This is a genomic window from Amycolatopsis sp. CA-128772, from assembly GCF_002904295.1.
GTDB lineage: Bacteria > Actinomycetota > Actinomycetes > Mycobacteriales > Pseudonocardiaceae > Amycolatopsis.
Genome location: NZ_PPHG01000087.1, coordinates 76,948 through 103,671, shown reverse-complemented (window position 1 = coordinate 103,671; position 26,724 = coordinate 76,948). Strand labels below are relative to the sequence as shown.

Below are 26,724 nucleotides of genomic sequence, written 5' to 3'. Positions count from 1 at the left end.
CCTAGGGCCAGCGGCCCGCCGCGCGCCGCCCGGTCCCCGGCACGCAGTCCCGCTGACCGGAACACCGGGTGACAGTTGGCGCCTTACCAACCACTCTCGGGACTTTGCCAGCCGTTGACCTTCGTAACGAATCGACGTATGGTCTAGACCACAATTTTCCTTCGCTCGTAACCCTTCCGGTGCGGCGGCCCACCCCGGCCGCAGCTCCGCCGTGCGCGGCGGCGGGAGGCGAGCCTGTCCCCGAAGGAGCTTGGTATGAACCGCAAGATGGTCGCGGCCGCGGTGGGCGCGCTACTGGCCCCGGTGCTGGTGGTGCTGAACCCGGCGGGCATCGCGAGCGCGCACGGCTACGTCAGCTCGCCGGCCAGCCGCCAGGCGCAGTGCGCCCAGCACACGGTGCAGTGCGGGCAGATCCAGTACGAACCCCAGAGCGTGGAGGGGCCGAAGGGCCTCCGTTCGTGCAACGGCGGCGTGTCCCAGTTCGCCGAGCTGAACGACAACAGCAAGGGCTGGCGCGCGGCCCCGGTGGGCCGGACGGTGACGTTCACGTGGACGTTCACGGCCCGCCACCGCACGTCGAACTACCAGTACTACATCGGAAGCCAGAAGATCGCGGAGGTGAGCGGCAACAACCAGCAACCGCCGGCCACGGTGGCCCACCAGGTGAACCTGGGCAGCCACACGGGCCGCCAGACGGTCCTGGCGGTGTGGAACATCGCGGACACGTCGAACGCGTTTTACGCGTGCATCGATCTGCAGGTGAGCTGAGCGGATGCGGCCCGGGAGCGGCGCGGCTCCCGGGTCGCACCGTCCTCTGTGGAGGAGTTCAGGCGCGGCCGTGCGTGGACAGTCCCCGCTCGAGCAGCCGCGCGGAATCGGGCAGACCCGCTTGGTGCGCCGCGGCGAGCAGCGCGCGGGCCGCGTACCGGCTGCCGTTCGTCGCGCGGGTGATCAGCTGGTCCCACAGCCGGGATTCCGCCATGAGGTTCGCGAGTTCACGGTCGGACCAGTCCATTCCCGCGCGGGCGGATCCGCTGAGCAGGTCGAAAGCCTCGCGGAAACGCCGGTTTGCGGTGAGATGATCGAGCAGTTCGGCGCCCGCGTATTCGTTTCCCATCTCGGCGAGCCGTCTCACCTGCGCGATGTTGCCGGCGGCCGCCAGGCGTTGCGCAACCCAGCGGCGAGCCCACTCCGAGTCCCGGCGGGCGATTTTGAGGGCCTCGTCCCAGCAGCCGGCGTCGGCCAGCAGGTCGGCGACCGCTTCCGGGATCTCCTCGCCGTAGCCGAAGAAGGCGACCGACGGCTCGGTGAGCTCCTTCAGCAAGGTGATCAGGCGGTCCCGGTGGTCGTGCGTCAGCAGGGCCGCGGCCAGCGCGCGCAACAACTCCGCGGACCGAGGCCAGTTCCGGGGGACGCCGGTGCTGATGGCGAGTTCGTGCCGGTCGTGCCGGACGAGCAGTTCCAGCAGGCGGCCGCTCGGGTTTCCCCGGTCGGCTTCGGCCACCAGCCGGACGGCCTCCGGCACCTCACCGTCTTCGAGGAGCTTTTCGGCCAGGATGAGCGAAACGTCGGCGTCACCGACTGCTGCGAGAGCTTTCAGCCGGTCCACTTTCCCGTGGTCCGCGAACTTCCGGGCGAGCCAGGCGCGGGACCAGCCCGTGGCGCCGGCCTGCACGACCGCCAGCGCCTCGTCCCAGCGTCCGGCGCCGGCCAGCAGTTCGGCCAGCCGTTCTTCGATGGAACCCGCGTCCAGCACCAGGTACCGGGTCGCGGTGATCGCCGGCAGCCGTACGGTGGATTCCTCGTCCGCAAAGGAGTCCACCATCGTCCGGCCTCGCGCGCCGAGCTCCCGGAGCAGATCGATGGCCTCATCGGTCCTTCCCGCCCGGACGAGCAGATCGGTCAGCGCCCGCCACGCCCATCGGGTGTCGGGCCCGAAGGTGACAAGCGTTCTGAGGAGAAGCTCGGCTTCCGCAGTTCGGCCGGTGTCGATGAGCGTGGTGGTCACGGCTTCGTGGGACCGGCGGAACACCCGGAGAAGTGGACGGGGGTCGTCGGATTCGCCGGCGGCCCGGAGAACGGCCGTGGCCCGTTCCACCCGGCCGTACTCGACGAGGACATCGATCAGGTGACTCCGGTAGCCGGCGTCGGCCAGCTCGAGGGCTCTGTCCATCAGTGGATCCGCGTAGCGGTACAACAGGCGCTGGTAAGCGTTCTCCGTCAGGCGGACCAGATCTTCGGGGTGCGCCGTGTGGGTGACGCAAGCCGCCCACAGCTCGGTGGCGGCCGGAGTCCACCGGCGGGCCGCGCGGCCGTGCTGGTCGAGGTAGTCGTGCAGTTCGTAGCCGTCGGGCGGCCCGGTGCCCGGCTGCCTGCGCCGGGCGACGAGGGCGGTCACGCCCAGCAGCGCTTCGTCCGCGGCGCGCGTGAGTCCGCGGGAGAACCAGTCCTCCGGTGGATTCACCCGATCGCGTTCATCGAGGTAACCGCCGGCGGCGTCTTCGAGGAGGGCTCCCGGGAGGGGCTGGAGGTGACCCAGGCGCCGGGCGTCGACCGCGGCCGTGAGAATCGCGGTGGCGTAGCGGCCGGCTTCGTCGTCGGGGTGCTCGAAGAGCTCGACGAGCATCGGGCCGCCGGCCATCGTCTGGATGACCCGGCGGCCGTCGCCGGAGGCCGAAGCCGCCGCGGCGAGGCGGGGGTCGACGGCGGAAGTGGTGCGGACCCGGGCCACCTCCGCCCGGCTCAGCTGCTCGGCGATCCGGATGCGGCGCGCCCGGTGCTGCAGCAGGGCCCGGGCGTTGGCGTGTTCGTCCCGTTGCCCGCTTCGCGGCTGCGCGACGAACTCGGCCCAGAACTGCGGCCATAGCGTGCCGACGATGGCGAAAGGGCCGCCGTGCGAGCCGTCCAGCAGGTCGCGGAGGGCGGCCGCGGCGAGGTCGCCGGTCGGTCCGGACAGGTGGTTGTGGGTCTCGTTGAGCCACAGCACCGTCCCGGCGGAGAGCCGGCCCGAGTGCAGCAGCTGCAGCAGGTCGTCGGCGGTGCGGGGGTACCACAGCGGCCAGTCGCGCAGCGTTTTGCTCGCCAGCACCGATTCGTAGAGGGCCCGCGTCTTGCCCGTCGACGATTCCCCGCTGAGCACCACCATCACGTTCGCCGAGACGTCGTCGAGAAGACCGGCCAGCTCGTCGTCGTGCGGGCGGCGCAGGTAGCCGGGCAGGTCCGGCAACCGGTCTTCGGCCGAGCCGCCCACGGTGATGGCGCGGTGCACCCCGAGGTCGAACGGGTTCCACCCATCGATCGCACGCGCCGGGACACGAGCCGGATCCGGCGACGGCGCGGGATGCAGGTGGACGTCGCCGTGGACCGCCCCCGCCTGCAGGATCGGGCCGGTCGAGCCGTGGACCCGGTTGCGGGCCGAAATCCGTTCGTCCAGAATTCCGCCTCCTCGCTGCGTTCCCACCATAACCGCGAGGGCACCGGGTCAGCAGGACACCGCGGTGGTGTGGCTCGGCTTGGCAGGGACCTTCACGCGCAGCGTGAGCACGTTGTTCGCCTCGTTGCGTTCGGCGGCCGGCCATCCCCGGCGTCGAGCCGAGCGATCAGTGCAGCGCCTCGGTCGTCATGGGGTGAGGTCAGCCGGAGTGGGCGGCGGAAGGAAACCGATCGGTTTCGCCCGGGGTGGACCTGCTCCGAGCGGGTGGACCTGGGCATCGGCGGTCCGCGGAAGCGACACACTGCTTTCGTGACGGATGTTCGCAATGACGTCGGCGGCGGGGTGACCGGCCCGGTGGTGCAGGCCGGGTCGATCCGGCACGTGTCGCTGACGGGGCCGCCGGACCGGGGCCCCCTCCCGGGGGTGCCGCGGCAACTGCCCCTGGCGATCAAGGACTTCACCGGCCGGGCCGACCACGTCGCGGCGTTGGACGCCCTGTTGCCGGCGGCGGACGGAGGTGCGCCGGGCCCGGTGGTCATCTCGGCGGTGGACGGCACCGCGGGCATCGGGAAGACCACGTTGGCCGTGTGGTGGGCGCACCGCGTGCAGAGCCGGTTCCCGGACGGCACGTTGCACGTGAACCTGCGTGGCTACGGGGCCGGCGACCCGGCCACCCCCGGCGAGGTGCTGGAGGGGTTCCTGCGGGCGCTGGGCCTGCGGGCCGACCAGATCCCGGTGGGGGTGGAGGCTCAGGCGGGCTTGTTCCGGTCGCTGGTGGCGGGCCGGCGGCTGCTGCTCGTGCTGGACAATGCCAACGACACCGGCCAGGTGCGGCCGTTGCTGCCGGGCACCCCGGGCTGCGTCGTGGTGGTGACCAGCCGCGACAGCCTGACCGGGCTGGTGGTCACCGAGGCGGCGACCCGCCTGACCCTGGACCTGCTGCCACACGACGAAGCCGTGGCGCTGGTGACCGGCATCCTCGGCCCGGCCCGGGCGGCCGCCGAACCGGACGCGGTCCGGGAGCTGGTGCGGTATTGCGGCCGGCTGCCGCTGGCGTTGCGGATCGCCGCCAGCCAGGTGACGGCCCCGCACGTCACGGTGGGCGACGTGGTCGCCGAGCTGGCCGACGAACGGGTCCGCCTGGACGCGTTGAGCCAGGACGGCGACGACCGCGCCGCGGTGCGGGCGGTGTTCGACTGGTCATATCAGCGCCTGCCCGCCGAGCACGCGCGGGTGTTCCGGCGGCTCGGGCTGCATCCGGGAGAGGAGTTCGGGGTGGCGGCGGCCGCGGCGGTGACCGGGCTGGAGCTGCCCGAGGCGCGCCGGGTGCTCACGGCGTTGGCGCGGGCGCACGTGATCGAGTCCGCGGCCGGGCGGCAGCGGTACCGCTTCCACGACCTGCTGCGCGCGTATGCCGCCGAGCGCGCCGAGCGTGATGACCCTCCGGCTGAGGTGAAGCAGGCCCGGCGTGCGTTGCTGATGTGGTACGCCCACCACGCCAAGATCGCGCTGGAGATCCTGTTCCCGGCGCATCGCGACTGGGATCCCGCCATGCGGCTGGACACCCGGACGCGTCCGGAGATCCGGCTGTCCGGGCGCGAGGAGACGTGGGCGTGGACGGTGCTCGAGGTGGACAACCTGGTCGCGGCGACCCGGGCTGCCGATCTCCACGAGGAAACGCCCCTGACCCTTCTCCTGGTGAAAACGACCGCGATGATCCTGCACCGGCGAGGACGCTGGGACGACCTGGTGGACCTGCGCTCGCGGGCGCTGGCGGCAGCTCGCCGCACTGGTGACCCTCGCGAGGAAATGCAGGTACTGATCGGTCTGGGCGAGACGTACCAGGTGCTCGACCGGTGGCAGGACGCCGAGAGCGCGCTGCGAACCGCCTTGGGGATGGCCCACGACCTCGAGGAACCTTGGTGCGAAGCCACGGCATTACTACAACTCGGTGATGGGTGCTGGGTGCAGGGGCAGTACGCCCAGGCGCGCAACTATCTGCAGGCGGCGGTGCCGCTGGCTCCGGGCGCGCAGCACGGACGCATAGAAGCCCAGATCGAGTCGGTCCTGGCGGCCATCGCTCTCCGGCTGGGCGAGTACGCGGAGGCTCTCGACCACGCCCACCGAAGCTTCGTGCTCAGCGAGCGGGCCGGCGACTGCGAAGGGCAAGTCGGCAACCTGCGGTGCATGGCAACGATCCACCACAGCTCCGGGGACCATGATCGGGCAATCGAGCTGTGCGAACAGGCCCTCCGCATCGTTTCTCCCGAATTCTTCCCCACCTTCTTCGCCGACACCTTGGACACGCTCGGCGCCGTGCTGCGGGACACCGGCGATACCGCGCGGGCCCTGGAGTGCTGGCGCGAAGCCTTGCGCATCTACGACGACTGCCGCTCCGCGGAAAGCGTGCACCTGCGTGAGCGGATCCGCGCCCTCGAAGCAAAGGTGAGCCAAGAGGTCCGTTCAGAACGAGTTTCACGAGACGGGTGATCGGGCGGGTCTCCACGTAACGGCAAGATCATCTGGTTTCTGTTATCTTCTACCAGTGTTCAGTCGGAGGCAAGACGTCCAGAACGAGGCAGTCGCCCGCCGGATGAGGTCGTTTTTCGACACTCTTTCGCCGGGTGACAGAACATGCCCGGTCGACGTAGCCAGTAGCTATGTCAAACATCTCTGGAACCAGTATGGGAACGACATGATCAAAGGAAAGCGAAAGCTGACGAAGTCGCGTTTTCATGTGGCCATAGCACTGGGAAACAGCAGTAAAGGCCTGGCGGACCTGACAAAACGCGCCGTGTTGGTGTCCGATACTCTGCTGCTGTCGCACGACTGGGCCGGAAAATTCCACCCATTGGACGGTTCGTTTGACGAGACCGACTTCGCGGCCGGTGGCATGGAAGGCGCATTCGCCGGGTCCGCACTGAGACGGATCCGAGACGGACGAGAACTATGCGGCGGGTTCCGTTGCCCGGATCTCGACGCCACCGGACGCTGGATTCTCGACGCCGAACCGCTGCTCAGGTCCGGGCTTGCCTGGTATCTGCCCAGCTACAGTAAAGCCACCTATCCCACTCATTATGGAGAAAGATATGGGAGTCCCAGTGGCATCAAGCGGGACCTCGGCAGCTATGACTTCTTGATTCGCAACGGACGAGCCGTCGACTGCTCGGGTGTCGAACCGATCAAGAGCCGAGTCGTCCGTCCTGTTCTGCACACTGAACTGCCCTTCTTGGAAGGGGTTGATCTCAGTAATTTCGGAAAAATCACTGTAGGAGAGTTCGATGCCTACGCCGCCTTTCGCGACTTTCTCCGATTACGCTTGCTGGAACTCGACGATGCGATCGACGATACCCAGTCCGAGCGTGCCCTTGTGAAGATCGGCCTTGAGATCAACGAAGGAATCCGGTCCATCGGGATCGATTTGGGCAAAGCCACCCGAAAACGCGCGGTAGCGTCCACCGGCGCGGTGCTCGGCACCGTCGGTGCGGTCCTTGTCGCGGTCTACGGCCCCGCCCTTGCCGGCGCTGTCGCTGCACTCGGTGCTTCCGGTGGAATTTGGGGTGTCGTCAACGCCGCGACGGAATACAACAAACGGGCTTTCCGTCACAACAAATGGTACTACGTGTGGATGCTGACCAAATCCCGCCGATCGGACTATCTCTAGGAGATCGGTTCGAATGAGTTCCTGAATCCGCAGCAGGCTCCCCAGTCGCCGGCCGGCACTGCGCCCGCACCGGCATCGCGGCGATCACCCCGTCCTCGCGCGCCCGCTCCCGACGAGCGGCCCGAGTGCGTACTCCTCGGTCAGCTCGCGCTCCAGTCCCTCCGCCACCGCGCGGAACAGGCCCTGCTTGCCGGCGTAGTGGTGGCACAGCGCGCCGCGGGTGACGCCCGCCGGTGCGGCCTGGTGGCCGCGTGACGCCCGGCCTTGGCGAGGCCGGGGTCGATGTCGGCGATGCGGCGCATGGCCAGGCCCGGGCAGGTAGCCACCTGCCGTCCGGCGACGCGCAGCCGCGACCGGCACCGCACCGGTCGTGCCCGGCTGGTCGACCACGACCACAAGCTTCTGTGCGCGGCGCTGAGACCACCTACTGCGAAGGCCGGCAGGGCGGCTGCTTGATGCGGTGGTGCCCCGGGACTTGGCTTCGGGGACGGGAGTGGGTCTCCGGCGCCGGTTCGTCCGGGTGCCGGTCGGCGTGGCGGTGGCCGGTCTTCCGTTCGCCGTCTTCGCGGCGGTACACGTGCGTGGCGCGCAGGGTGTACGTCGTCTCCCGGCCGTTGACCGACACCGGGTTGTGCTCGAAGCCGATGGTGTAGGCGAGGTCGCCGGCGGCGACGACCTCGAGGCGGTAGTCCCGGCAGCCGCGGAACTGGGCGGCGACGCGGTGGAAGGCGGCACCGACGTCCGTCCAGCCGGTCCGGGCCGGCAGCCAGGCGCCGAACAGGCTCACCGGGTCCGCCTTCGACCACAGGGTGATGCGGGGTTCCGGGTCGCCGTCGTGGATGGCCCGGCTCGAGCCGGCGCCAGGAGCAGGCGAAGAGAACCGGCGGCGGATCCTGGGCGCCGCGCACGGCCTGTTCGTCACGCACGGTCACGGCCGGACGACCATCGCGGACATCGCCGCCGAGGCCGGAGTCGCGCCCGAGACGGTCTACGCAGCCTTCAAGAACAAGCCGGCGCTGCTGTACCGCGCGTGGGACGTCGCCGTCGGCGGGGACGACCGGGACGTGCCGGTGCTCGAGCGGCCGGAGCCGCGGGCCCTGTTCGCCGAGCCCGATCTGCGGACCCGGCTCGCCGGGCCGGCGGTCGTCAACACCGCGATCATGCGGCGGACCGCGCCGCTGCACCTCGCCGTGCGCGGGGCCGCGGCGAGCGATCCCGCGGCGGCGGCGATGCTCGCCGAGATCGACCGGCAGCGGCTGGAGACCATGGGGGAGCACGCCCGCGCGGCCGTGGCCACCGGGCAGCTCGCGGTCGCCGAGGGGGAGTGCCGGGACGTGCTGTGGCCGACGACGGACGGGACCCTGTGGCACCGGCTCGTCGAGGAGCGCTCGTGGTCCGACGAGCGGTACGCGGCCTGGCTCGGCCGGCTGTGGGTGGCGTCGCTGGTCGCTTGACCGGTCCGGGGTTCGCGCCTAGCCTTAAGTTGAAACTTCAACCGATTTGCGCGCCGCGCCGACTGTGGAGCCTCGATGTCGATCTTCCGCCTGAACCACGCCGTGCTGTACGTCCGGAGCCTGGCCGAAAGCGTCGCGTTCTACCGGGACGTGCTGGGCTTCGGCTACATCGACGGCGGTGATCTCCACCGCGGCGCGGCCTTCCTGCGGGCGCCCGGCTCGGCCAACGACCACGACCTCGGTCTCTTCGAGATCGGCCCCGACGCCGCGGATTCGGGCGCCGGGCGGACGTCGGTGGGGCTGTACCACCTCGCGTGGGAGGTCGACACCCTTGGCGACCTCGAGCGGCTCGCCGCCCGGCTCACCGAGGCCGGCGCGCTCGTCGGCTCGTCCGACCACGGCACCACGAAGTCGTTGTACGCGAAGGACCCCAGCGGCATCGAGTTCGAGGTCGTCTGGATCATCCCCCGCGAGCTGCTGACCGACGAGGACCGGGCGAAGAGCGCGTCGATCGGCCGGCTGGACCTCGCGGCGGAGCTGGTGAAGTACGGTCCCGACGCGCGCAGCGGCGTCGGGATCTCGCGTACCTCTTAGACCGTCGCCCGGGCCCGCGCGGGCTCCGAAGACCGCTGCAGGACGGGGATGTTGCCGAGCGCGAACCGGCCGGGGCCGACGAACGCGACCAGCAGCAGGCCCCAGCAGAACAGGGTGGCCGCTTCGCCGCCGTTCTGGATCGGCAGGAGCCCCTGCGGCAGGTGCACGGTGAAGTAGGCGAAGGCCATCGAGCCGGAGCCGATCACGGCGGCGGCCCGGGTGGCGAGGCCGACGCAGATCAGCGTGCCGCAGACCAGCTGGATGAGCGCGGCCCAGCCGCCCGGCCAGGCGGTGACGGCGGTGGTGCTCTTCGCGCCGAAGAGGCCGAACAGCGTCTTGAGGCCGTGGCAGGTGAAGAGGAAGCCGATGACGATCCGGTAGAGCCCGATGACGTGTTCGCGGGCCGGTTCAAGGCGGTGCATGGTGCCTCCGGGGACGGGAGCGGGCGGCATCGAACCGGCCGGTGGCGCGACCGGCCGCTGCGAATTTCGGCTCTCAGATATACCGCCCGTGGGGAGTTGCCACAAGAGCCGGGCGTCGGGTAAGGCGCTTTCGAAAATTGCGAGCCGCCGTGGACGGTGGCTCAGCGTTGTTGTCGTGCAAGGGAAAGCCGCCGTTTGGGTGATCTTGACCTTGTGGTCCAGACCAGTACGGGAAAGCGGTCCACTCTTTCGAGATTGTTTCGAGCCTTTCGACGTCGCAACTTAACGCCCGAACTTAACAAAATCGTGGATCCGATTGCCGTATTCGGTGCGCCCGAATGGTGCGTTATCCCGCCGTGATGAACGTCGCACGAACATGTTCGACCCGAACGTGCTCGTGACGAACATGTTCGCTACACTGAGGCCATGGCTTCGGGAAGCACTTACAACCGCCGGGAGCGCCCGGCGAAACCGGCGTTGACGCGCGGGGGGATCGTGGCGGCCGCCGTCGCGGTGCTGCGCGCCGAAGGCGTGGAGCGCGTCACCATGCGCCGGCTCGCCAGTGCGCTCGACACCGGCGCGGCCTCGCTCTACGTCTACGTCAAGGACACCGAGGAATTGCACGCGGCGGTACTCGACGAGCTGCTCGCCGAGGTGGACCTGACCGGCGCCGGTGACTGGCGCGAACGTCTCTGGGCGGTGCTGGACTCCTATCGAGCGGTGCTCTTCGCGCACCCGAGCCTGGCCAGGGTCGCGCTGGTGACCCGGTTGAGCGGCCGGCACTACCTGGCGCTCGTCGAGGCGGTGCTGGCGCTGCTCGACGAGGGCGGCATGGCCCCCGGCCAGGCCGCGTGGGCGGTCGACGTGCTCCTGCTGACGGCCACCGCCACGGCCGTCGAGCACGGCACCCGCCGGGAGAAGCCCGGAGCCGCCCGCGAGCACGAGGTCATGGTCGAGTCGGTGGCGACGGTGTCCCCGCGCACCCACCCGCACATCGCGGCCCTGGCCACCGACCTGGTGTCCGGCCCCGGCCCGGCCCGCGCGCGGTGGGCGTTCGACGCGCTGCTCAACGGCGCGCTCGCGACCCCGCGCCCGGAACCCGGGGAGTCCCGATGACCCCGTCCGTGGCGATCGTCGGCGGCGGCCTCGGCGGCCTGACGCTGGCCCGGGTCCTGCACACGCGCGGGATCCCGTCGGCGGTCTACGAGCTCGACCCGACGCCGGCCGCCCGTGACCAGGGCGGCACGCTGGACCTGCACGAGGAGTCCGGCCAGCGCGCGCTGGCCGAAGCCGGGCTGCTCGGCGAATTCCGCGCCGCCGCCCGCGAAGAGGGTGAAGCCCTGCGCATCCTCGACCGCCACGGCGTGGTCCGCTTCGAGGAGACGGCCGACGCGAGCGGGGGCACCCGGCCCGAGATCGACCGCGGTGTCCTGAAGCGGATCCTCGTCGACGCCCTGCCCGGCGGTGTCGTGCGGTGGGGCGCGAAGGTGACCGCGGTGGCGCCGGGGAAGCTCACCCTGGCCGGCGGCGACGTCGTCGAGGCGGACCTGGTGGTCGGCGCGGACGGCGCCTGGTCGAAGGTCCGGCCGCTGCTTTCCCCGGCCGAGCCGGCCTACTCCGGGATGGCCTTCGCGGAAACCAAACTGTCCGATGTGGACGAACGCCATCGCGGGCCGGCGGCGCTGGTCGGTGCCGGCTCGATGTTCGCGCTCGCCGAAGGCCGGGGACTGATCGCCCAGCGCACCGGCGGCGGGTGGATCCGGGTGTACGCCGCCGTCGGGACGCCGGACCCCGCCGGCCTCGCCGACCGCAGCCGGCTGCTCGAGGTCTTCGCGGACTTCGACCCCCGGCTGCGGGCGCTCGTCGCGGAAAGCGACAGCGCCCTGATCCCGCGGCCGATCCACGCCCTGCCGGTCGGGCACCGCTGGGCGCGGGTCCCGGGTGTGACACTCCTGGGCGACGCCGCACACGTCATGTCGCCCTTCGCCGGTGAGGGCGCGAACCTCGCCATGCTCGACGCCGCCGAGCTCGCCCTCGCGCTGGCCGGCCACGACGACGTCGAAAACGCTCTCGCGGCCTACGAAACAGCCATGTTCCCCCGCGCGGAAGAAGCCGCCCGGAGTTCCGCGGACAACCTCGAAGCCTCCTTCGCCGCCGGCGCACCCGCCGCGATGGCCGAACAGATGCTGCGGTTCGCCGCCGGGCACTGACGAAAGGACATCCCGTGCCCTTCGACCTCCTCGACACCGGCACCGGTGACCCCGCCGTGCTGGTCCTGCACGGCGGCGCCGGCCCCCGCAGCGTCCTCCCGGTCGTCGAGCACTTCGCGCCCCGAGCCCGCGTGCTGGCGCCGACGCACCCGGGCTGGTCCGGCACGCCGCGTCCGGACTGGTGCACCGGCGTCGACGACCTCGCGCTGGCCTACCTCGACCTCCTCGACGACGAAGACCTCGCGGACGTCGTGGTGGTGGGCAGCTCCTTCGGCGGCTGGGTGGCGGCGGAGCTGGCGGTCCGGGATCGCGGGCGGCGCCTCGGCAAGCTCGTGCTGCTCGACGCCATCGGCCCGGAGATCGAGGGCCACCCGGTGCGGCTGCCACAGCCGCCGCCCGGCGCCCCGGGACCGGATCCGGCCGATCTGGCCGCGATGCTCGCCTACACCGGGGAGGGCCTGGCCGATCCGAAGCTGCTGCGCCGGCTGGCCCGGGTCCGGACCCCGGCGCTGCTGATCTGGGGCGAGGACGACACCGTCGTCCCGCCGGCGTTCGGCAAGGCGTACGCGGCCGCGTACGCCGACGCGCGGTTCGCGCTGGTCCCGGGCGCCGGGCACCAGCCGGCGCTGCAGGCTCCGGATGCGACATTCGACATGATCGACGACTTCCTCGGCTAGCTTGAGGCAGCACCCCCTAAGGTGGCTCCATGGTGGACGAAGAAGTCGTCTCGGAGCGCATCCGGCAGATCGCCGCCACCCTCGCGGACCGCGCGGGCGAGCTCACCGGGGAACTGGTCCAGCTGTACGCCGCCGACCTGCCGCAGCTGGTCAACGACGACGAGCGCATGGTGAGCCTGCTGTCGGCGAGCGTCTACCAGAACATCGAGACCGCGCTGCAGATCTTCCGGCACGGCATCGACCCGGCGACCGTCGAGCCACCGGCCGCGGCGATGGAGTACGCGCGGCGGCTGGCGCAGCGCGGCACGCCGGTGTTCGACCTGATCCGCGCCTACGACCTCGGGCAGGCCGCGATGCTCGACTTCGGCTTCCAGGAGTGCACCCGGCTGGTCGACGACGCGGCCCTGCTCGGGGCCATGATGCGCCGGCTGCTGCGGGTCGCCTACGAGTTCATCACCCGGGTGGTCCGCCAGCTCGTCGGCGTCTACCAGGACGAACGCGACCGCTGGCTGCTCAACCGCAGTGCCGCGCGGGCGGCGAAGGTCGCGGACCTGCTCGACGGCGGCGGTGGCCCGCCCGACGTCGACGCGGCCGAGGCGGTGATCGGCTACCGGCTGCGCGGGACGCACGTGGGGATGATCGTCTGGCACGCGCCGGAGGCGTTCGTCGACGACGCGCTGTCGTTGCTGGAGTCGGTCGCGGGGTCGGTGTTCGAGCGCGTCCGCGGGCAGGGGCGGCCGCTGTTCGTGCCCCGGGACGAGGCCAGTGCCTGGGTGTGGCTGCCGCTCACCGCGGGCGCGTCGGTCGGCCGCGAGCACCTCGACGCGGCGCTCGCCGAAGGCGCACCCGGGGTGCGGGTCACCGTCGGCGAGCCGGGCACCGGCGTCGGCGGCTTCCGCGACACCCACCAGCAGGCCCGCCGGGTGCACGCGCTGGCGCTGGCCGCCGGCGAGCACTGCGACCGCGTGCTGACCTTCCGGGAGGTCGGCACGGTGGCGCTGCTGAGCAGCGACCTGAACGCGGCCCGGCTGTGGGTCGCGAGCACGCTCGGGCCGCTGGCCGCCGACGACGAGAACTGCGGCCGGCTGCGCGAGACGCTGCGGGTCTTCCTGGCCTCCGGCGGCAGCTACACCGCGTCGGCCGCCGAACTGACCATGCACAAGAACTCGGTGCAGTACCGCGTCCGCAAGGCGCAGGAGCTGCTGCCGCGCGGGCTCGGCGAGGGACGGCTGGACGTCGAGCTGGCGCTCACCCTGTGCCGGCGGCTGGGCGGGGCGGTGCTGTCCCCGGTGTGAGTTTGGTGTCCCGGACCACCGGGGCCCAAGATCGTTGGGTCCCGGACACGAAGTCCGCGCGGCGATCTTCGCTTACCGTGCTCACATGGGTGAGAACGGTGGGATGCTCGCGCTGGTGCGGCTACGCCGAGGCGTCGTGGGCGAGAGCAGACGCGTCTGCCACCTGATCCCCGTCCCGGAGGCCCCGGTCCCGGAGCACCTGACGGCGCTGTGCGGCGAGCCGATCTTCCCCGCCGACGCCGAGGTGCTGGACGGGCTGCGCGGGATGCCGTGCCACCAGTGCCTGCTGCGGAGCGCGCCGTCGGGGCCGGGCCTGCTCGCCAACGCCGGCTGAGCGCCGCCCGCGGGACGCGATCGAGTCCGAAGTGGATTTCGCGGTCCGCGGCTGAATCGATTTCGTGGAACCGTCACCCTCGTAAGTGCGGAAACAAAGCGGCCGAAACGGTGGTCGGTGAATATCCGACCGGCAGGACGGGCAATTCCGGCAGGGTGACAACCGGTAGCCGACCGAGTGTCCACAGTGGCGGGCGACCGCGGTTCGGCAGTGGATGGCGTGGGAAACTGGTGCCACTGGTCCAGGTTCGATAGGTCATTCGGCTGAACTCTGCGGATTACGTATCCCCAGATGCTGTCTTGCCCCTTAGCCTTGCGTGATTCTTCGTCATATCGCACTGGGGAGTGAGATGAAGTCCACGTCACCGCCTTGGTTTCCGCGCGCCCATTCGCCGTCGGGGGCCGACTCCGGGCGATGACGCACGCCGGAATTCTCAGACGTTTCGCGGATCTCGCCCGGCGCTCACCCGACCGGATCGCGGTCCTCGAGGCGGGCACCGCGGTGAGCTACGGCCGGCTGGCCGCGCTGGCCGGCGGGCATGCCGCCCGGCTGCTCGACGCCGGGGTGCGGCCGGGTGAGTTCGTCGGCCTGGTCACCGGGCACGGCACGCCCGCCATCGCGGCGATCCTCGGCACCCTGGCCGCGGGCTGCGCCTACGTCCCGCTCGACCCGACGTTCCCGCGGGACCGGCTCGCCCACCAGGTCGCGGCGGCCCGCGTGTCGGCCGTGCTCGCCGGTCCTGGGCACGTCGAGCTGGCGGAAGCGCTGTGCCGCAACGGGTCCGCCCGGCTCGTGCGGTCCGGAAAGGACACCGCGCCGCTGCCGGTGCCCGACCCGGACCCCGGCACCCCGGCCTACGTGCTGTTCACCTCCGGCTCCACCGGGACGCCGAAGGCGGTCGCGCAGACCCACCGCAACCTCCGGCACGTCGTGGACAACCAGATCGCGACGCTCGGCATCACCGCCGCGGACCGGGTCAGCCTGCTGGCCTCCTTCGGCTTCGACGCGGCGATCCCCGACCTCTACCCGGCGCTGCTGACCGGCGCCGCCGTGGTGCCGGTCGACGTCCGCGCCCACGGCGTGGCCCACGCGGCCCGCGAGCTCGCGCGGCACGAGGTGACCGTCTACCACTCGACGCCCACGGTCTACCGCTACCTGCTCGACGCGCTCGACGGCGACCTGCCCTCGGTGCGGACCGTCCTGCTGGGCGGCGAGCAGGCCACCTACGCCGACGTCCGCCGCGGCCGGTTCGCGCCCGATTGTGTCTACGTCAACGGGTACGGCGCGACCGAGGTGACCTTCGCCGCGCAGTACCGGCTGACCGCCGCGGACGTCGGCGACGACGCCACCGGCCCGCTGCCCATCGGGACCGCGCTGCCGGGTTACACGCTCACCGTGCTCGACGGCGGCGAGCTGGAAGTCAGCGGCGAATACCTGGTCGACGGCTACTTCGACCAGCCGAGCCCGGCGTTCGGCACGTCCGCCGCCGGCGTCCGCAGCTACCGCACCGGCGACCTCGGCCGGGTCCGGTCCGACGGCACCCTCGTCTGCCTCGGCCGGCTGGACCGGCAGGTCAAGGTGCGTGGCTTCCGGATCGAGCTGACCGAGGTCGAGGCGCGGCTCGGCGAACAGCCCGAAGTGGCCGAAGCGCGGGCCGTCGTGCGCGACGGCGACTTGCTCGCCTACGTCGTCCCGGTGCCGGGGTCCCGGCCGGACGGAACCGCGCTGCGGGGCGCCCTGGCCGAGGTGCTGCCCGGGCACTCGGTGCCCGGCGCGGTGACCGTGGTGGCGGCGTTCCCGCTCACCGTCAGCGGCAAGCTCGACGAGGAAGCGCTTCCGGACCCGCGGCCGCCCGCGCCCGTGCCGGCCGCGCCGATGACCCCGGCGCAGCGCCGGGTGCACGCGATCTGGTGCGCGGTGCTCGGGCACGACCGGATCGCCACCACCGACGCGTTCTTCGACGTCGGCGGGCATTCCCTGCTGCTGGGCCGGGTCCAGCAGCGGCTGGCGGCCGAGTTCGGGGCCGACGTCCTGCTGCTGGGCCTGCTGGAGCACCCGACCATCGCCGCGCAGGCCGCGTACCTGGAACAGTCCACTTCGGACGAACCCCGGCCCGGGGCGGACCCGCCGGGCGAGGACGAACCCGGCAGCGACCTGATCGCCGTCGTCGGGCTCGCCTGCCGGTTCCCCGGCGCGCCGGACGTGGACGCGTTCTGGTGGAACCTCTGCGCGGGAACGGATTCGATCCACGACTACACCGACGACGAGCTGGCCGCCCTCGGCATCGGCCCCGGCCTGCGCGCGGACCCGGCGCACGTGCGCGCCGGGGGCCGGCTCGACGGTGTCGAGGACTTCGACGCGGGGTTCTTCGGGTTCACCGCCGAGGAGGCCGCCCGCACCGACCCGCAGCACCGGCTGTTCCTGGAAACGGCCTGGCAGGCCCTGGAGGACGCGGGCCGCGACCCGGCGCGGGAGGACGGCCCGGTCGGCGTGTTCACCTCGGCCGGGGTGAACCGGTACTTCCTGTTCCACCTGTTCGGGAACCCGGCGGTGAGCGGCGACGTCGACCCGGACGACTGGGAGGGCCGGCTGCTCGGCCGCCAGCTCACCGACCACCTGCCCGGCCAGCTCGCCTACCGGTTCGGCCTGACCGGGCCCGCGGTGGCCGTCCAAAGTGCCTGTTCGAGCTCGCTCGCCGCGGTCGGGCTGGCCGCGCAGAGCCTCGCCGAATACCGCTGCGACCTGGCGATCGCCGGGGGAGTGAGCGTCACGTGGCCGCGCTACCGCGCCGGCGGCATGGCGTCACCGGACGGCCGGTGCCGGTCGTTCGACGCGGCGGCCGCCGGCGCGGGGTTCGGTTCGGGTGCCGGGGTCGTGGTGCTGCGGCGGTTGTCCGACGCCCTGGCCGACGCCGACCACATCCACGCCGTGCTGCCCGGCTGGGCGATGACCAACGACGGCGGCGACCGCGCCGGGTACGCGGTGCCGAGCCCGGCCGGGCAGGCGGCGGCGGTGGCCGAAGCACTGGCGGTGGCCGAGGTCGACCCGGCGGAGGTCCGGCTGATCGAGGCGCACGGCAGCGGCACCCCGCTGGGCGACGCGATCGAGGTGGCGGCGCTCAACCGGGTGTACCGGGACGTGCCGCCGGGCACCTGCGCGCTGGGCTCGGTCAAGACGAACATCGGCCACCTCGACGCGGCCGCCGGCGTGGCCGGGCTGATCAAGGCGGTGCTGGCGGTGCGCCACGGCGTGATCCCGCCGAACCTGCACTTCACGGCCCCGCACCCGGAGGTCGACCTGGCGGGCGGGCCGTGTTACGTGCCGGTCAAGGCCACGGACTGGCCGGAGGCCCCGCGCCGGGTGGCCGGGGTCAGCGCGTTCGGCATGGGCGGGACCAACGTCCACGTGATCGTCGAGGAGGCCCCCGCGCCGGGACCGCGGGTGACGGCCGACGGCCCGTACGTCCTGCCGGTGTCCGCACAGGACGGCAACGCCTTGCGACAGGCGCTTTCGGCGTTGCGGGACCGGCTCGCGGCGGACCCGCCGGACCTGGCGGACGTGGCGTACACCCTCGCGGTCGGACGCCGGGAGCTCCCGGTCCGCGCGGCCGTGGTCGCGACGACGGCGGCCGAGGCGGTCGAGGCGCTGGAGACGGTGCTGGCCGGGCCGCTCGAGGTGGCCGGGCCGCCGGGTGCGGCCCGGGAACTGGCCGCCCGCTGGATCGGCGGCGCGAATGTCGACTGGGCCAATCGTCACGACGGCGCCCGCCCCGGCCGGGTGCCGCTGCCCGGCCACCCGTTCCGGCGCACCCGCTGCTGGATCGACCCGCCCGTCCCGGGACACCACCCGTGACCGGCACGCACGACCACCCGGCCGCCACCGCGGCCGTACCGAACTGGGGAGTTCACGTTGACCGACACGTTGCCCGGCACCGGCATCGACGGCCCGGCACTGTCCTATCCGGACACGACGGTCGCCGGGCTGGTGCTCGCGCAGGCGCGGCGGACGCCGGGTGCGCCCGCCGTGCGGCAGGGCGCCACCGAGCTCACCTACGCTGAGCTCGCCGCCGCCGCCTGGGGGGTCGCCGCCGCCCTGCGGGAGCGCGGGGCCGGCCCGGAAACCCGGGTCGGGGTGTGTGCCCACCGGACGCCCGCCCTGGTGAGCACGGTGCTCGGGGTCCTGCTCTCCGGCGCCTGTTACGTCCCGCTCGAACCCGGCGGCCCGCGGGCCCGGCTGGCCGACATCGCCGCCGATGCGGGGGTGACCCTGATCGTCGGCGACGCCGCCGTCGCGGAATTCGGGCCCGCACAGGGGATCGACGTGCCGCCACCCGGCGTGCCGGGCCTCTGCCCCGCGACCGCGGACCACACCGCGCACGTGCTCTACACCTCCGGCTCGACCGGCCGGCCGAAGGGCGTGCTCACCCGGCACCGCAACATCGTCGCCTTCGTGAGCGGGTTCGCCACGCGGCTCGGCGCCGGTCCCGGCACCCGGACGCTCGGCATCTCTTCGCTCGGCTTCGACGCCTTCACCATGGACGTCTTCGTGCCGCTCGCCGTCGGCGGCTCGGTGCAGCTGGCCGGGTCGGCCGACCGCGCCGACCCGGAACGGCTGCGCCGGTTCGTCGTCGAGCACGACGTGAACTTCGGCTTCATCACGCCGACGCTGCTGTCCCTGCTCGACCCCGCGGACGTGCCCGGCTGGCGGACCGTGGCCTGCGGCGGCGAGCCGGTGCCGGCCGAGCTGGCCGCCCGCTGGCTGCCCGGCCGCCGGTTCTTCCACGTCTACGGCCCGACCGAAACGACCGTCGTCGTGGTCACCGACGAGGTCACCGGCATCCCGGCCGACCCGCTGCCGCTGGGCACGCCGACGCCGAACCACCGCGCGTGCGTCGTCGACGCCGACCTGCGGCCCGTCCTGCCGGGCGAGGTGGGCGAGCTGGTCATCGGCGGCCCCGGCGTGGCCGCGGGGTACCTGGGCCGCCCCGGGCTGACCGCGCGGAAGTTCGTCGGCGACCCGGGCACGCCGGGGGAGCGGCTCTACCGCACCGGCGACCTGGCCCGGCTGCGCCCCGACGGCCGGCTCGAGTTCGCCGGCCGCGCCGACCGCCAGGTGAAGGTCCGCGGCCAGCGGATCGAGCTCGGCGAGGTCGAGGCCGCGCTCGGCGCCCACCCGGACGTCGCCGCCGTCGCGGTCGAGGCCGTCCCCGGTCCCGGCGGCACCCGGCTGGTCGCGTTCCTCACGCCGACGTCGGCGCCGCCCGACGAGGACATCCACGCGTACGCGGGGGACCGGCTGACCAAGGCGATGCGCCCGGCCGCCATCCGGCGGCTCGATGCCCTGCCCGTGAACGCCGTCACCGGGAAGATCGACCGGCCCGCCCTGCGCGCCCTCGCCGGGAGTGAGCCCGAGGCCGCCCGCGAGCCCGGTTCGCCGGTGGAAGCGGTGTGGCGCAAGGTCCTCGGCCCGGGCGCCGGTCCGGACTTCCTGCTCTCCGGCGGCGATTCGATCGCCGCGATGCGGCTGGTCGCGGCCCTGCGCGCGGACCTCGCCGCCGACGTGTCCGTCGAGGACGTCTTCGCCGGGCGGACCCTGGACGAGCTCACCCGGCGGGTGGCCGCGGCCGCCCCGCTCACCGGGCCGGGCCTGACGACCGGGCACGCGCCCGCGTTGTCCCCGCCGCAGCGGCGGCTGTGGTTCCTCGACCAGCTCGCCCCGGACGCGGCGCCGTACAACATCGCGATGGCGTTCCGGCTGACCGGGCCCCTCGACGTCGAGACGCTGCGGGCCGCGTTGCGGGCCGTCGCCGAGCGCCACGACGTGCTGCGCTGGCGCATCCGGCCGGTCGACGGCGTCCCGCGGGCCGAGTGCCTGCCCCCGGGCGACGTGGCCCTGCCGGTCATCCCGGTGGCCGCGGACGCCGTGCGCGCCCGGCTGGCCGCCGACGCGGCGACCCCGGTGCGGCTCGACCGCGAACCGCCGTGGCGCGTGCGGCTCTACGAGCTGGGCCCGGACGAGCACGTCCTCGGCTTCACCCTGCACCACGCGGTGTTCGACGGCTGGTCCCAGGAGCTCCTCTGCGCGGACCTCAGCGCGGCATACCGGGGGAAGGCGCTGCCCCCGCTCGGAGTGTCCTATGCGGACTACGCGGTCTGGCGCGCCGACCGCGACCGCCGCCGCGAGGCCGTCGACCTGGACTGGTGGACCGGCCACCTGGCCGGTGCGCCGTCCACTCTGGACCTGCCGCGGGACCGGCCGCGCCCGGCCGTGCAGACCTACCGCGGCGCGAGCCACCACCAGGCGTTCCCCGCCGGCGTCGCCGACGCGGTCGGGGACCTGGCCCGGCGCACCGGAACCACCCGCGCCGGCGTGGTGCTGGCCGCGTTCGGGCAGCTGCTGCGGCGGCTCACCGGCGGGGACGATCACCTGGTCGCCACCGTCGTCGCCGACCGGCAGCTGGCCGAAACCCAGGACGTCGCCGGGTTCTTCGTGGACATCGTCCCGGTGCGGCTGCGCGCGCGAGACACGGACTTCGGCACGCTCGTGCGGGCCGGCGGCGAGGAACTGCTGGCCGCCACCGCCCACCCGGCCGCACCGATCGACCGGCTGGTGGACGCCCTCGGCGTGCCGCGCGACCCGTCGCGGGCGCCGCTCGTGCAGGTGATGGTCAACGTCCTGACTTTCACCGAACCCCGGCTGGACCTGCCCGGGGCCGGCGGGGCGTGGCTGCCGGTCGAAAAGCCCGGCTCGCCGTTCGACCTGACCGTCTACGTCCTCGAACACGGCGTCGAGCTGCTCTACAATCCGGACCTCTTCGACGCCGTCCGGATGACCGCGCTGGCCGAGGACTTCACGGCGCTGCTCGCCGCCCTGGTCGCCGAGCCGGACCGGCCGGCCGCGGCGTGCGCACCGGAGCTCCCGCGGGCCGCCGTCCGGACCGCCGCGCCGAAGGCGGCCGCACGGTCACGGCCGGAACCGCCGCCCGTCGCCGACGTCGCCGCGCCGGCCGCGACCGAGGCGGTCATCGCGGCCACCTGGCGGGAGGTCCTCGGCCTCGACGCCGTCGGTGTGACCGACAACTTCTTCGACCTCGGCGGGCATTCGCTCGCCCTGGCCCGCGTCCACGCCGAGGTCACCGCCCGGCTCGGCCGCACCATCCCGATGGTGGACCTGTTCACCCACCCCACCGTCCGCGCCCTCGCCACCCACCTGCACGCGGGGGCCGCACCCAGCCCGGAGCTCGCCCGCGCCGCCGAGCGGGTCGCCGCCCGCCGGGGGCGCACCCCGTCCAGAAGACCCCGCCGCAGTGCCGGCACGACCGGCCAGGAACAGGAGCGACCGCTGTGACCCACGACCTCGAACCCGACGCGAGCGCCGACCCGATCGCGATCGTCGGCATGGCGGCCCGCGTCCCCGGCGCCGGCGACCTGCGCCAGTTCTGGCGCAACCTCGTCGACGGCGTCGAGTCCGTCAAGCCCGCCACCCGCGAGGAACTGCTCGCCCGCGGCGCGGATCCGGCCACTTTGGACGATCCCAGCTGGGTCAACGCCACCACCGTGGTCGACGGCTTCGACGAGTTCGACGCCGACCTGTTCGGCATGACCAGCCGCGAAGCCGAGATCACCGATCCGCAGCACCGCGTGTTCCTCGAAGCATGCCACTCGGCGCTGACCGACGGCGGCTACGACCCGGCTCGCTACCGCGGGGCGATCGGCGTCTACGGCGGCACCGGCCGGACCGGCTACCTGATCGAGAACCTGCTGCGCAACGAGCGCGTGATGGCGTCGCAGCACGGCGGCATCGGGATGTCGACCGGCAACCAGCCGAGCTACCTGACGACGTCGGTGTCCTACAAGCTGAACCTGCGCGGCCCGAGCCTGGCGATCCACACGGCGTGCTCGACGTCGCTGGTCGCGGTGCACCTGGCCTGCGAGGCCCTGCGCAACGGCGAATGCGACATGGCGCTGGCCGGCGGCGTGAACCTGGAGATGCCGCACGGCATCGGGTACATGGGCGTCGAGGGCTTCACCTCGCCGGACGGGCACGTCCGGGCGTTCGACGCCGGCGCCAACGGCACGGTCTGGAGCAGCGGCGTCGGCGTCGTGCTGGTCAAGCGGCTGTCGCAGGCCCTGGAGGACGGCGACCACATCCGGGCGGTCGTGCTCGGCAACGCGATCAACAACGACGGCGCCACGAAGGTCGGCTTCTCCGCGCCGAGCGTCGCGGGGCAGACCGAGGCGATCGCGCAGGCGGTCGGCATGGCCGGGGTGAACCCGCGTACCATCGGCTACGTCGAGGCGCACGGCACCGGAACCGCGCTGGGCGACCCGATCGAGATCACTTCGCTGTCCACTGTGTACGGACACGGCGTGCCGGACACCGGCTGGTGCGCCATCGGTTCGGTGAAGTCGAACATCGGCCACCTGTCCCAGGCGGCCGGCGTCGTGGCGCTGATCAAGACCGTGCTCGCCATGGAGCACGGGCTGATCCCGCCGACCATCAACTACGACGAGCCCAACCCGGGCATCGACTTCCCGCGCAGCCCGTTCTACCCGGCGCGGACCGTGACCAAGTGGGAGGCGGCCGACACCCCGCGCCGGGCCGGCGTCAGCTCGTTCGGCGTCGGCGGCACCAACGCCCACCTGGTGCTGGAGGAGGCCCCGGCCCCGCAACGGCACCGGCGTCCGCACCCGGCGCACCTGCTGCGGCTCTCCGCGAAGTCGCCGGAAACCCTCGCCACGGCCGTCGGGCGGCTCGCCGACCGGCTGGCCGGGGACGTCGACCTCGACCTCGCCGACGTCGCCCACACCCTCGCCGCCGGACGCACCGAATACCCGCACCGCGCGGTCGTCGTCGCCCGGGACTCCGAAGACGCGGTCGACGGCCTGCGCGACCCGCGGCGCCTGCTCACGGCCGAGGCCGGCGAGCTCAAGGTGGCGTTCCTGTTTCCGGGCCAGGGTTCGCAGTACGCCGGGATGGGCTCGGAGCTGTACCGCAGCGAGCCTGTGTTCGCCGCGGCCGTCGACGAATGCTGCGAGCTGGCCGGGCTTCCGGGCCTGAAGGAGCTGATCTTCGACCGCGGCGGCGACGCGCAGCTGCGGGAGACCCGCTACACCCAGCCCGCGCTGTTCGTCGTCGAGTACGCGCTGGCCATGCTGTGGCGCAGCTGGGGCGTGCGGCCCGGGGCGATGATCGGCCACTCGGTCGGCGAGTACGTCGCCGCGACCGTCGCCGGGGTGTTCACCCTGGCCGACGCGCTGCGGCTGGTCGTCCGGCGCGGCGAGCTGATGCAGGCCATGCCGGCGGGCGCGATGCTCGCCGTCCAGCTCGACGAAGAGGCCGTGACGCAACGGCTGCCCGAGGGCCTGGCGATCGCCGGCGTCAACGGCCCGGGCACGTGTGTCGTCGCCGGGCCGTCCGACGCCGTCGCCGGCTTCGCCGCGCTGCTGAAGTCCAGTGACGTGCAGTGCCGCGAGCTGGTGACTTCGCACGCCTTCCACTCGCCGATGATGGACCCGATCCTGGCCGGATTCACCGAGGCCGTCGCCGCGGTGCCGCGGTCGGCGCCGTCGCTGCCGTTCCTGTCGAACCTGACCGGCGGCTGGATCACCGACGCCCAGGCCACCGACCCCGCGTACTGGGCCGCGCACCTGCGGCAGGCGGTCCGGTTCGGCGACTGCGTCCGGACGCTGTTCGCCGGCGGCGACCGCTGGGCGCTCGTCGAATGCGGCCCGGGGCACCAGCTGGCCGGGCTCGCCCGAGGGCAGGTGCCCAAGGGCCTGCCCGCGCCGCAGCCGAGCCTGCCCGGCCGCACCGACCGCGAAGGCGACGTCGAAACGCTCCACACCGCGGCCGGTCTGTTGTGGACACACGGAGTTTCCGTGGAATCCCCGGTTTCCGGGCACCGCGTACCGCTCCCGGGCTATCCGTACGCGCGCAGGCGGTACTGGGTCGACCCCGACCCGGCCGGGACGGTCGCCGAACCGGCGCGGCCGAGCGGCCCGTTGCCCCTCGACGAGTGGTTCGCCGTGCCGTCCTGGCGACAGGCCGGGCCCGAGCTGCGACGCGAGCCCTTCGCGTCCTGCCTCGCGTTCGTCGGCGACGACGTCCTGCCGGGCCTGCTGCGGGCGGCCGGGGTCGCGGTCACCGAGGTCCGCCCGGGCGATCGGTTCGCCCGCACCTCGACCGGATTCACCGTCCGGCCCGGGGTTCGCGAGGACTACGACGAACTCGTCGCCGCCCTCGGCGACCGCCCGGAACGGGTCGTCCACGCGTGGGCGCTCGGCGGGACCGAGACCGGGATGGCCGCCCAGGACCGCGGGTTCTTCAGCGTCCTCAACCTGGTCCAGGCGTGGGGCGAGCCGGTGCGGCTCGACGTGCTGAGCAGCGGCACCGCCGACGTCGCCGGCACCGACCTGATCCGGCCCGAGCACGCGACCCTCGCGGGCATCGCGCGGGTCGTCCCCCTGGAAGTCCCCGGCACGGTCGTCCGGCGGATCGACGTCGAGACGGTGTCCGGCGAGGTCGTCGCCGAGCTGTTCGGACCGGCGGACGTGCCGGAGGTGGCGTTGCGGCGCGGCCGCCGCTGGGTCATGGAGCACACGCAGCTCACGGTGCCCGAGGTGACGCCGCCGGTGCTGCGCGAGGGGGGCCGATACCTGATCACCGGCGGGACCGGCGGCATCGGCATCACCCTCGCCGAGGACTTCGCCCTGCGGGTCCGGGCGAACCTGATCCTGGTGACCCGGTCCGGCCTGCCGGCCCGCGGGGAATGGGCGGCGTACGCCGAGGACGACCGGACGGGCCGCGCGATCCGCGCGATCCGGCGGATGGAAGCGGCCGGCGCGGTGGTGCACGTGGTGGCCGCCGACGTCACCGACCCGGCCCGGCTGCGGGAGGTCCGCGAGCTGGCCGAACGCGAGTTCGGCGGCCTGGACGGGATCGTGCACGCGGCCGGGCTGCCCGGCGGCGGCGTCGCCGAGGTCAAGGAGCGGGCGGCCGCGGAAGCGGTCCTCGGCCCGAAGATCGGCGGCACCCTGGCGCTCGCCGAGGCGTTCGCCGACCTGCCGATGGCCTTCGTCGCGCTGTGCTCGTCGGTCACCGCCGTCTCGGGTGACTTCGGGCAGGTCGACTACTGCGCGGCCAACAACTTCCTCGACGCCTACGCCCGCGGCGACCACGGCTGGCAGGCCCGCGTCGTCTCGCACGGCTGGGGCGGCTGGGACGAGGTCGGGATGGCCGCCGAGGTGGCCGCGCCGGCGACCATCCGGTCCACCCGCACGAAGGCGGACGGCCCGGTCGAGCACCCGGTGCTCACCACCCGCACCGGCGAGAGCTGCCACGGCCTGGTTTCGGCCAACGGGCACTGGCTGCTGGCCGAGCACCGGATCTCCGGCATCCCGGTCGTTCCCGGCACCGGGCACCTGGAGACCGTGCGGGCGGCGGTCGAGGCGGCCCGGCCGCGCCCCGGCGACGGGCACGTCGTCGAGCTGCAGGACGTCGCTTTCCTGGAGCCGTTCTCGGTGCCCGAAGGCACCGTCGCGGAGTACCGGGTGAGCTTCGACGGCGACGGCTTCACGGTGACCAGCCGCGCGGCCGGCGTGACGAAGGTGCACGTCCGCGGCTCGGCGGGCTGGGTGCCCGCACCGACGACGTCCACTGTGGACCTGGACGCGGTCCGGGGCCGGACCGGCGTGCTCGACGACGGCAACGCCTTCGGCACCGGCCGGACCAGCATGGTCACCTTCGGCCCGCGCTGGGCCGCGCTGCGCACCCACCACGTCGGTGAGCACGAGGAACTGGCGTCGATCGTCGCCCCGGAGGCGGCGGCCGGGGACACCGGCTGGGGCCTGCACCCGGCGCTGCTCGACGTCGCGACCGCGTTCGGCCGCGGCCGGGGGAGCGGCACCTACCTGCCGATGAGCTACGGGCGGGTGGTCGTGCACGCCCCGCTCCCGGCGAGCTTCCACAGCCACCTGCGCTACCGGGATTCCGGTGGCGATCAGGTGATCGCCGCCGACCTGACGCTGTGCGACGACACCGGCCGCGTGCTGGCCGAGATCGAGGACTTCGTGCTGCGGCAGGTCGACGAAAACGCGGTCAGCAGCAAACTGGGCGCCGCGCCGAAGTCCACTGTGGACTCGGCGGGGATCCGGCCGGTCGACGGCGCCGAGGCGTTCCTGCGGGCGCTGACGCCCGGCCTCGGCGGGCAGGTGGTGATCAGCACCCGCCCGGTGGCCGACCTGTTCGCCCGCCGGGTGACCGCGGAAGGCCTCGAAGAGTCCGAAGAGGTCACCGAGACACCTGCGGCGCAGGTGCAGGACGACTACCTCGCCCCGCGCACCGGCCTCGAAACCGAGATCGCCCGCCAGTGGGCCGAGGTGCTCGGCGTCGAGCGCGTCGGCGTCCACGACGACTTCTTCGCCCTCGGCGGCAACTCCCTGGTCGCCATCCAGCTGATCGCCCAGGTCCGCAAGACCACCGGCGCCCGGCTGGCCATGAAGACACTGTTCGAATCCTCCACGGTGGCCGCGCTGGCCGAGCGGATCGAGGAACTGCGCAGCGCGGCACTTTCACGGGAAAGTGCCGCGCCGGCGGCGCCGGAACCGGCCGCGACCACCATCCCCAAGCTCGAGCGCTGA

17 protein-coding genes are annotated in these 26,724 nt (G+C 73.0%); 13 read left to right on the top strand and 4 right to left on the bottom strand.

Annotated elements, in window-relative coordinates; genetic code table 11:
* Positions 1 to 255 precede the first annotated feature (255 nt).
* A complete protein-coding gene (locus C2L59_RS38095) occupies positions 256 to 768 on the top strand; it encodes a lytic polysaccharide monooxygenase auxiliary activity family 9 protein (protein WP_103354449.1) in 513 nt (170 codons plus the stop codon).
* Positions 769 to 826: 58 nt separating this feature from the next.
* Here the strand turns inward: C2L59_RS38095 and C2L59_RS38090 are convergent, their stop codons facing one another.
* Positions 827 to 3,463, bottom strand: a complete 2,637-nt coding sequence (locus C2L59_RS38090; RefSeq protein WP_103354448.1) for a hypothetical protein — start codon at positions 3,461 to 3,463, stop codon at positions 827 to 829.
* 279 nt (positions 3,464 to 3,742) lie between these two features.
* Here C2L59_RS38090 and C2L59_RS38085 point away from each other — a divergent pair, with 279 nt between their 5' ends.
* Positions 3,743 to 5,923, top strand: a complete 2,181-nt coding sequence (locus C2L59_RS38085; RefSeq protein WP_233223913.1) for a tetratricopeptide repeat protein — start codon at positions 3,743 to 3,745, stop codon at positions 5,921 to 5,923.
* A 205-nt stretch (positions 5,924 to 6,128) separates the two neighbouring features.
* Positions 6,129 to 7,097, top strand: coding sequence for a hypothetical protein (locus C2L59_RS47225; protein WP_146060484.1), 969 nt, complete (start codon positions 6,129 to 6,131; stop codon positions 7,095 to 7,097).
* An 84-nt stretch (positions 7,098 to 7,181) separates the two neighbouring features.
* Here C2L59_RS47225 and C2L59_RS50500 read toward each other — a convergent pair whose 3' ends face one another.
* Entirely contained in the window at positions 7,182 to 7,487 is a 306-nt protein-coding gene (locus tag C2L59_RS50500; RefSeq protein WP_370444814.1) for a hypothetical protein, read from the bottom strand.
* A 34-nt stretch (positions 7,488 to 7,521) separates the two neighbouring features.
* Complete coding sequence (locus tag C2L59_RS38070; protein WP_233223912.1) at positions 7,522 to 7,884, bottom strand: nuclear transport factor 2 family protein; 363 nt, start codon at positions 7,882 to 7,884, stop codon at positions 7,522 to 7,524.
* Between the two features lie 25 nt (positions 7,885 to 7,909).
* On the opposite strand from C2L59_RS38070, the gene C2L59_RS38065 reads away from it, so the two are divergent.
* Positions 7,910 to 8,551 carry a TetR/AcrR family transcriptional regulator gene (locus tag C2L59_RS38065; protein ID WP_233223911.1) on the top strand — a complete coding sequence of 214 codons (642 nt, stop codon included), beginning with the start codon at positions 7,910 to 7,912 and terminating at the stop codon, positions 8,549 to 8,551.
* A 75-nt stretch (positions 8,552 to 8,626) separates the two neighbouring features.
* The gene (locus tag C2L59_RS38060; RefSeq protein ID WP_103354445.1) at positions 8,627 to 9,145 is read left to right on the top strand and encodes a VOC family protein; all 519 of its coding nucleotides are present in this window, start codon (positions 8,627 to 8,629) and stop codon (positions 9,143 to 9,145) included.
* Here C2L59_RS38060 and C2L59_RS38055 read toward each other — a convergent pair.
* Positions 9,142 to 9,567, bottom strand: coding sequence for a DoxX family protein (locus tag C2L59_RS38055; RefSeq protein ID WP_103354444.1), 426 nt, complete (start codon positions 9,565 to 9,567; stop codon positions 9,142 to 9,144). The two genes, C2L59_RS38060 and C2L59_RS38055, sit on opposite strands and share 4 nt — an antisense overlap.
* A gap of 426 nt (positions 9,568 to 9,993) precedes the next feature.
* Between C2L59_RS38055 and C2L59_RS38050 the strand changes: the two genes are divergently transcribed.
* From C2L59_RS38050 to C2L59_RS38015, 8 genes are all read left to right on the top strand, one after another.
* Positions 9,994 to 10,683, top strand: coding sequence for a TetR/AcrR family transcriptional regulator C-terminal domain-containing protein (locus tag C2L59_RS38050; RefSeq protein WP_103354443.1), 690 nt, complete (start codon positions 9,994 to 9,996; stop codon positions 10,681 to 10,683).
* Positions 10,680 to 11,777: an NAD(P)/FAD-dependent oxidoreductase gene (locus tag C2L59_RS38045; protein WP_103354442.1), complete on the top strand. Its 1,098-nt coding sequence runs from the start codon at positions 10,680 to 10,682 to the stop codon at positions 11,775 to 11,777. Before C2L59_RS38050 ends, C2L59_RS38045 begins: the two co-directional genes overlap by 4 nt.
* 14 nt (positions 11,778 to 11,791) lie before the next feature.
* The gene (locus tag C2L59_RS38040) at positions 11,792 to 12,454 is read left to right on the top strand and encodes an alpha/beta fold hydrolase (protein ID WP_103354441.1); all 663 of its coding nucleotides are present in this window, start codon (positions 11,792 to 11,794) and stop codon (positions 12,452 to 12,454) included.
* A gap of 29 nt (positions 12,455 to 12,483) precedes the next feature.
* Positions 12,484 to 13,749 carry a CdaR family transcriptional regulator gene (locus tag C2L59_RS38035; RefSeq protein ID WP_103354440.1) on the top strand — a complete coding sequence of 422 codons (1,266 nt, stop codon included), beginning with the start codon at positions 12,484 to 12,486 and terminating at the stop codon, positions 13,747 to 13,749.
* A gap of 103 nt (positions 13,750 to 13,852) precedes the next feature.
* The gene (locus C2L59_RS38030) at positions 13,853 to 14,083 is read left to right on the top strand and encodes a hypothetical protein (protein ID WP_199199492.1); all 231 of its coding nucleotides are present in this window, start codon (positions 13,853 to 13,855) and stop codon (positions 14,081 to 14,083) included.
* Between the two features lie 414 nt (positions 14,084 to 14,497).
* A complete protein-coding gene (locus C2L59_RS38025) occupies positions 14,498 to 17,935 on the top strand; it encodes a beta-ketoacyl synthase N-terminal-like domain-containing protein (protein ID WP_103354439.1) in 3,438 nt (1,145 codons plus the stop codon).
* Positions 17,936 to 17,992: 57 nt separating this feature from the next.
* Positions 17,993 to 21,430, top strand: a complete 3,438-nt coding sequence (locus tag C2L59_RS38020; protein WP_103354438.1) for a non-ribosomal peptide synthetase — start codon at positions 17,993 to 17,995, stop codon at positions 21,428 to 21,430.
* Positions 21,427 to 26,724 carry a type I polyketide synthase gene (locus C2L59_RS38015; protein WP_103354437.1) on the top strand — a complete coding sequence of 1,766 codons (5,298 nt, stop codon included), beginning with the start codon at positions 21,427 to 21,429 and terminating at the stop codon, positions 26,722 to 26,724. The genes C2L59_RS38020 and C2L59_RS38015 overlap by 4 nt, the downstream gene beginning before the upstream one ends.

Bases quoted from the DNA above. Each gene is read 5' to 3' on its own strand.
- C2L59_RS38095 (WP_103354449.1), top strand. From the start codon at position 256: ATGAACCGCAAGATGGTCGCGGCCGCGGTGGGCGCGCTACTGGCCCCG.
- C2L59_RS38090 (WP_103354448.1), bottom strand. From the start codon at position 3,463: ATGGTGGGAACGCAGCGAGGAGGCGGAATTCTGGACGAACGGATTTCG.
- C2L59_RS47225 (WP_146060484.1), top strand. From the start codon at position 6,129: ATGATCAAAGGAAAGCGAAAGCTGACGAAGTCGCGTTTTCATGTGGCC.
- C2L59_RS38065 (WP_233223911.1), top strand. From the start codon at position 7,910: ATGCGGGGTTCCGGGTCGCCGTCGTGGATGGCCCGGCTCGAGCCGGCG.
- C2L59_RS38060 (WP_103354445.1), top strand. From the start codon at position 8,627: ATGTCGATCTTCCGCCTGAACCACGCCGTGCTGTACGTCCGGAGCCTG.
- C2L59_RS38055 (WP_103354444.1), bottom strand. From the start codon at position 9,567: ATGCACCGCCTTGAACCGGCCCGCGAACACGTCATCGGGCTCTACCGG.
- C2L59_RS38050 (WP_103354443.1), top strand. From the start codon at position 9,994: ATGGCTTCGGGAAGCACTTACAACCGCCGGGAGCGCCCGGCGAAACCG.
- C2L59_RS38045 (WP_103354442.1), top strand. From the start codon at position 10,680: ATGACCCCGTCCGTGGCGATCGTCGGCGGCGGCCTCGGCGGCCTGACG.
- C2L59_RS38035 (WP_103354440.1), top strand. From the start codon at position 12,484: ATGGTGGACGAAGAAGTCGTCTCGGAGCGCATCCGGCAGATCGCCGCC.
- C2L59_RS38030 (WP_199199492.1), top strand. From the start codon at position 13,853: ATGCTCGCGCTGGTGCGGCTACGCCGAGGCGTCGTGGGCGAGAGCAGA.
- C2L59_RS38025 (WP_103354439.1), top strand. From the start codon at position 14,498: ATGACGCACGCCGGAATTCTCAGACGTTTCGCGGATCTCGCCCGGCGC.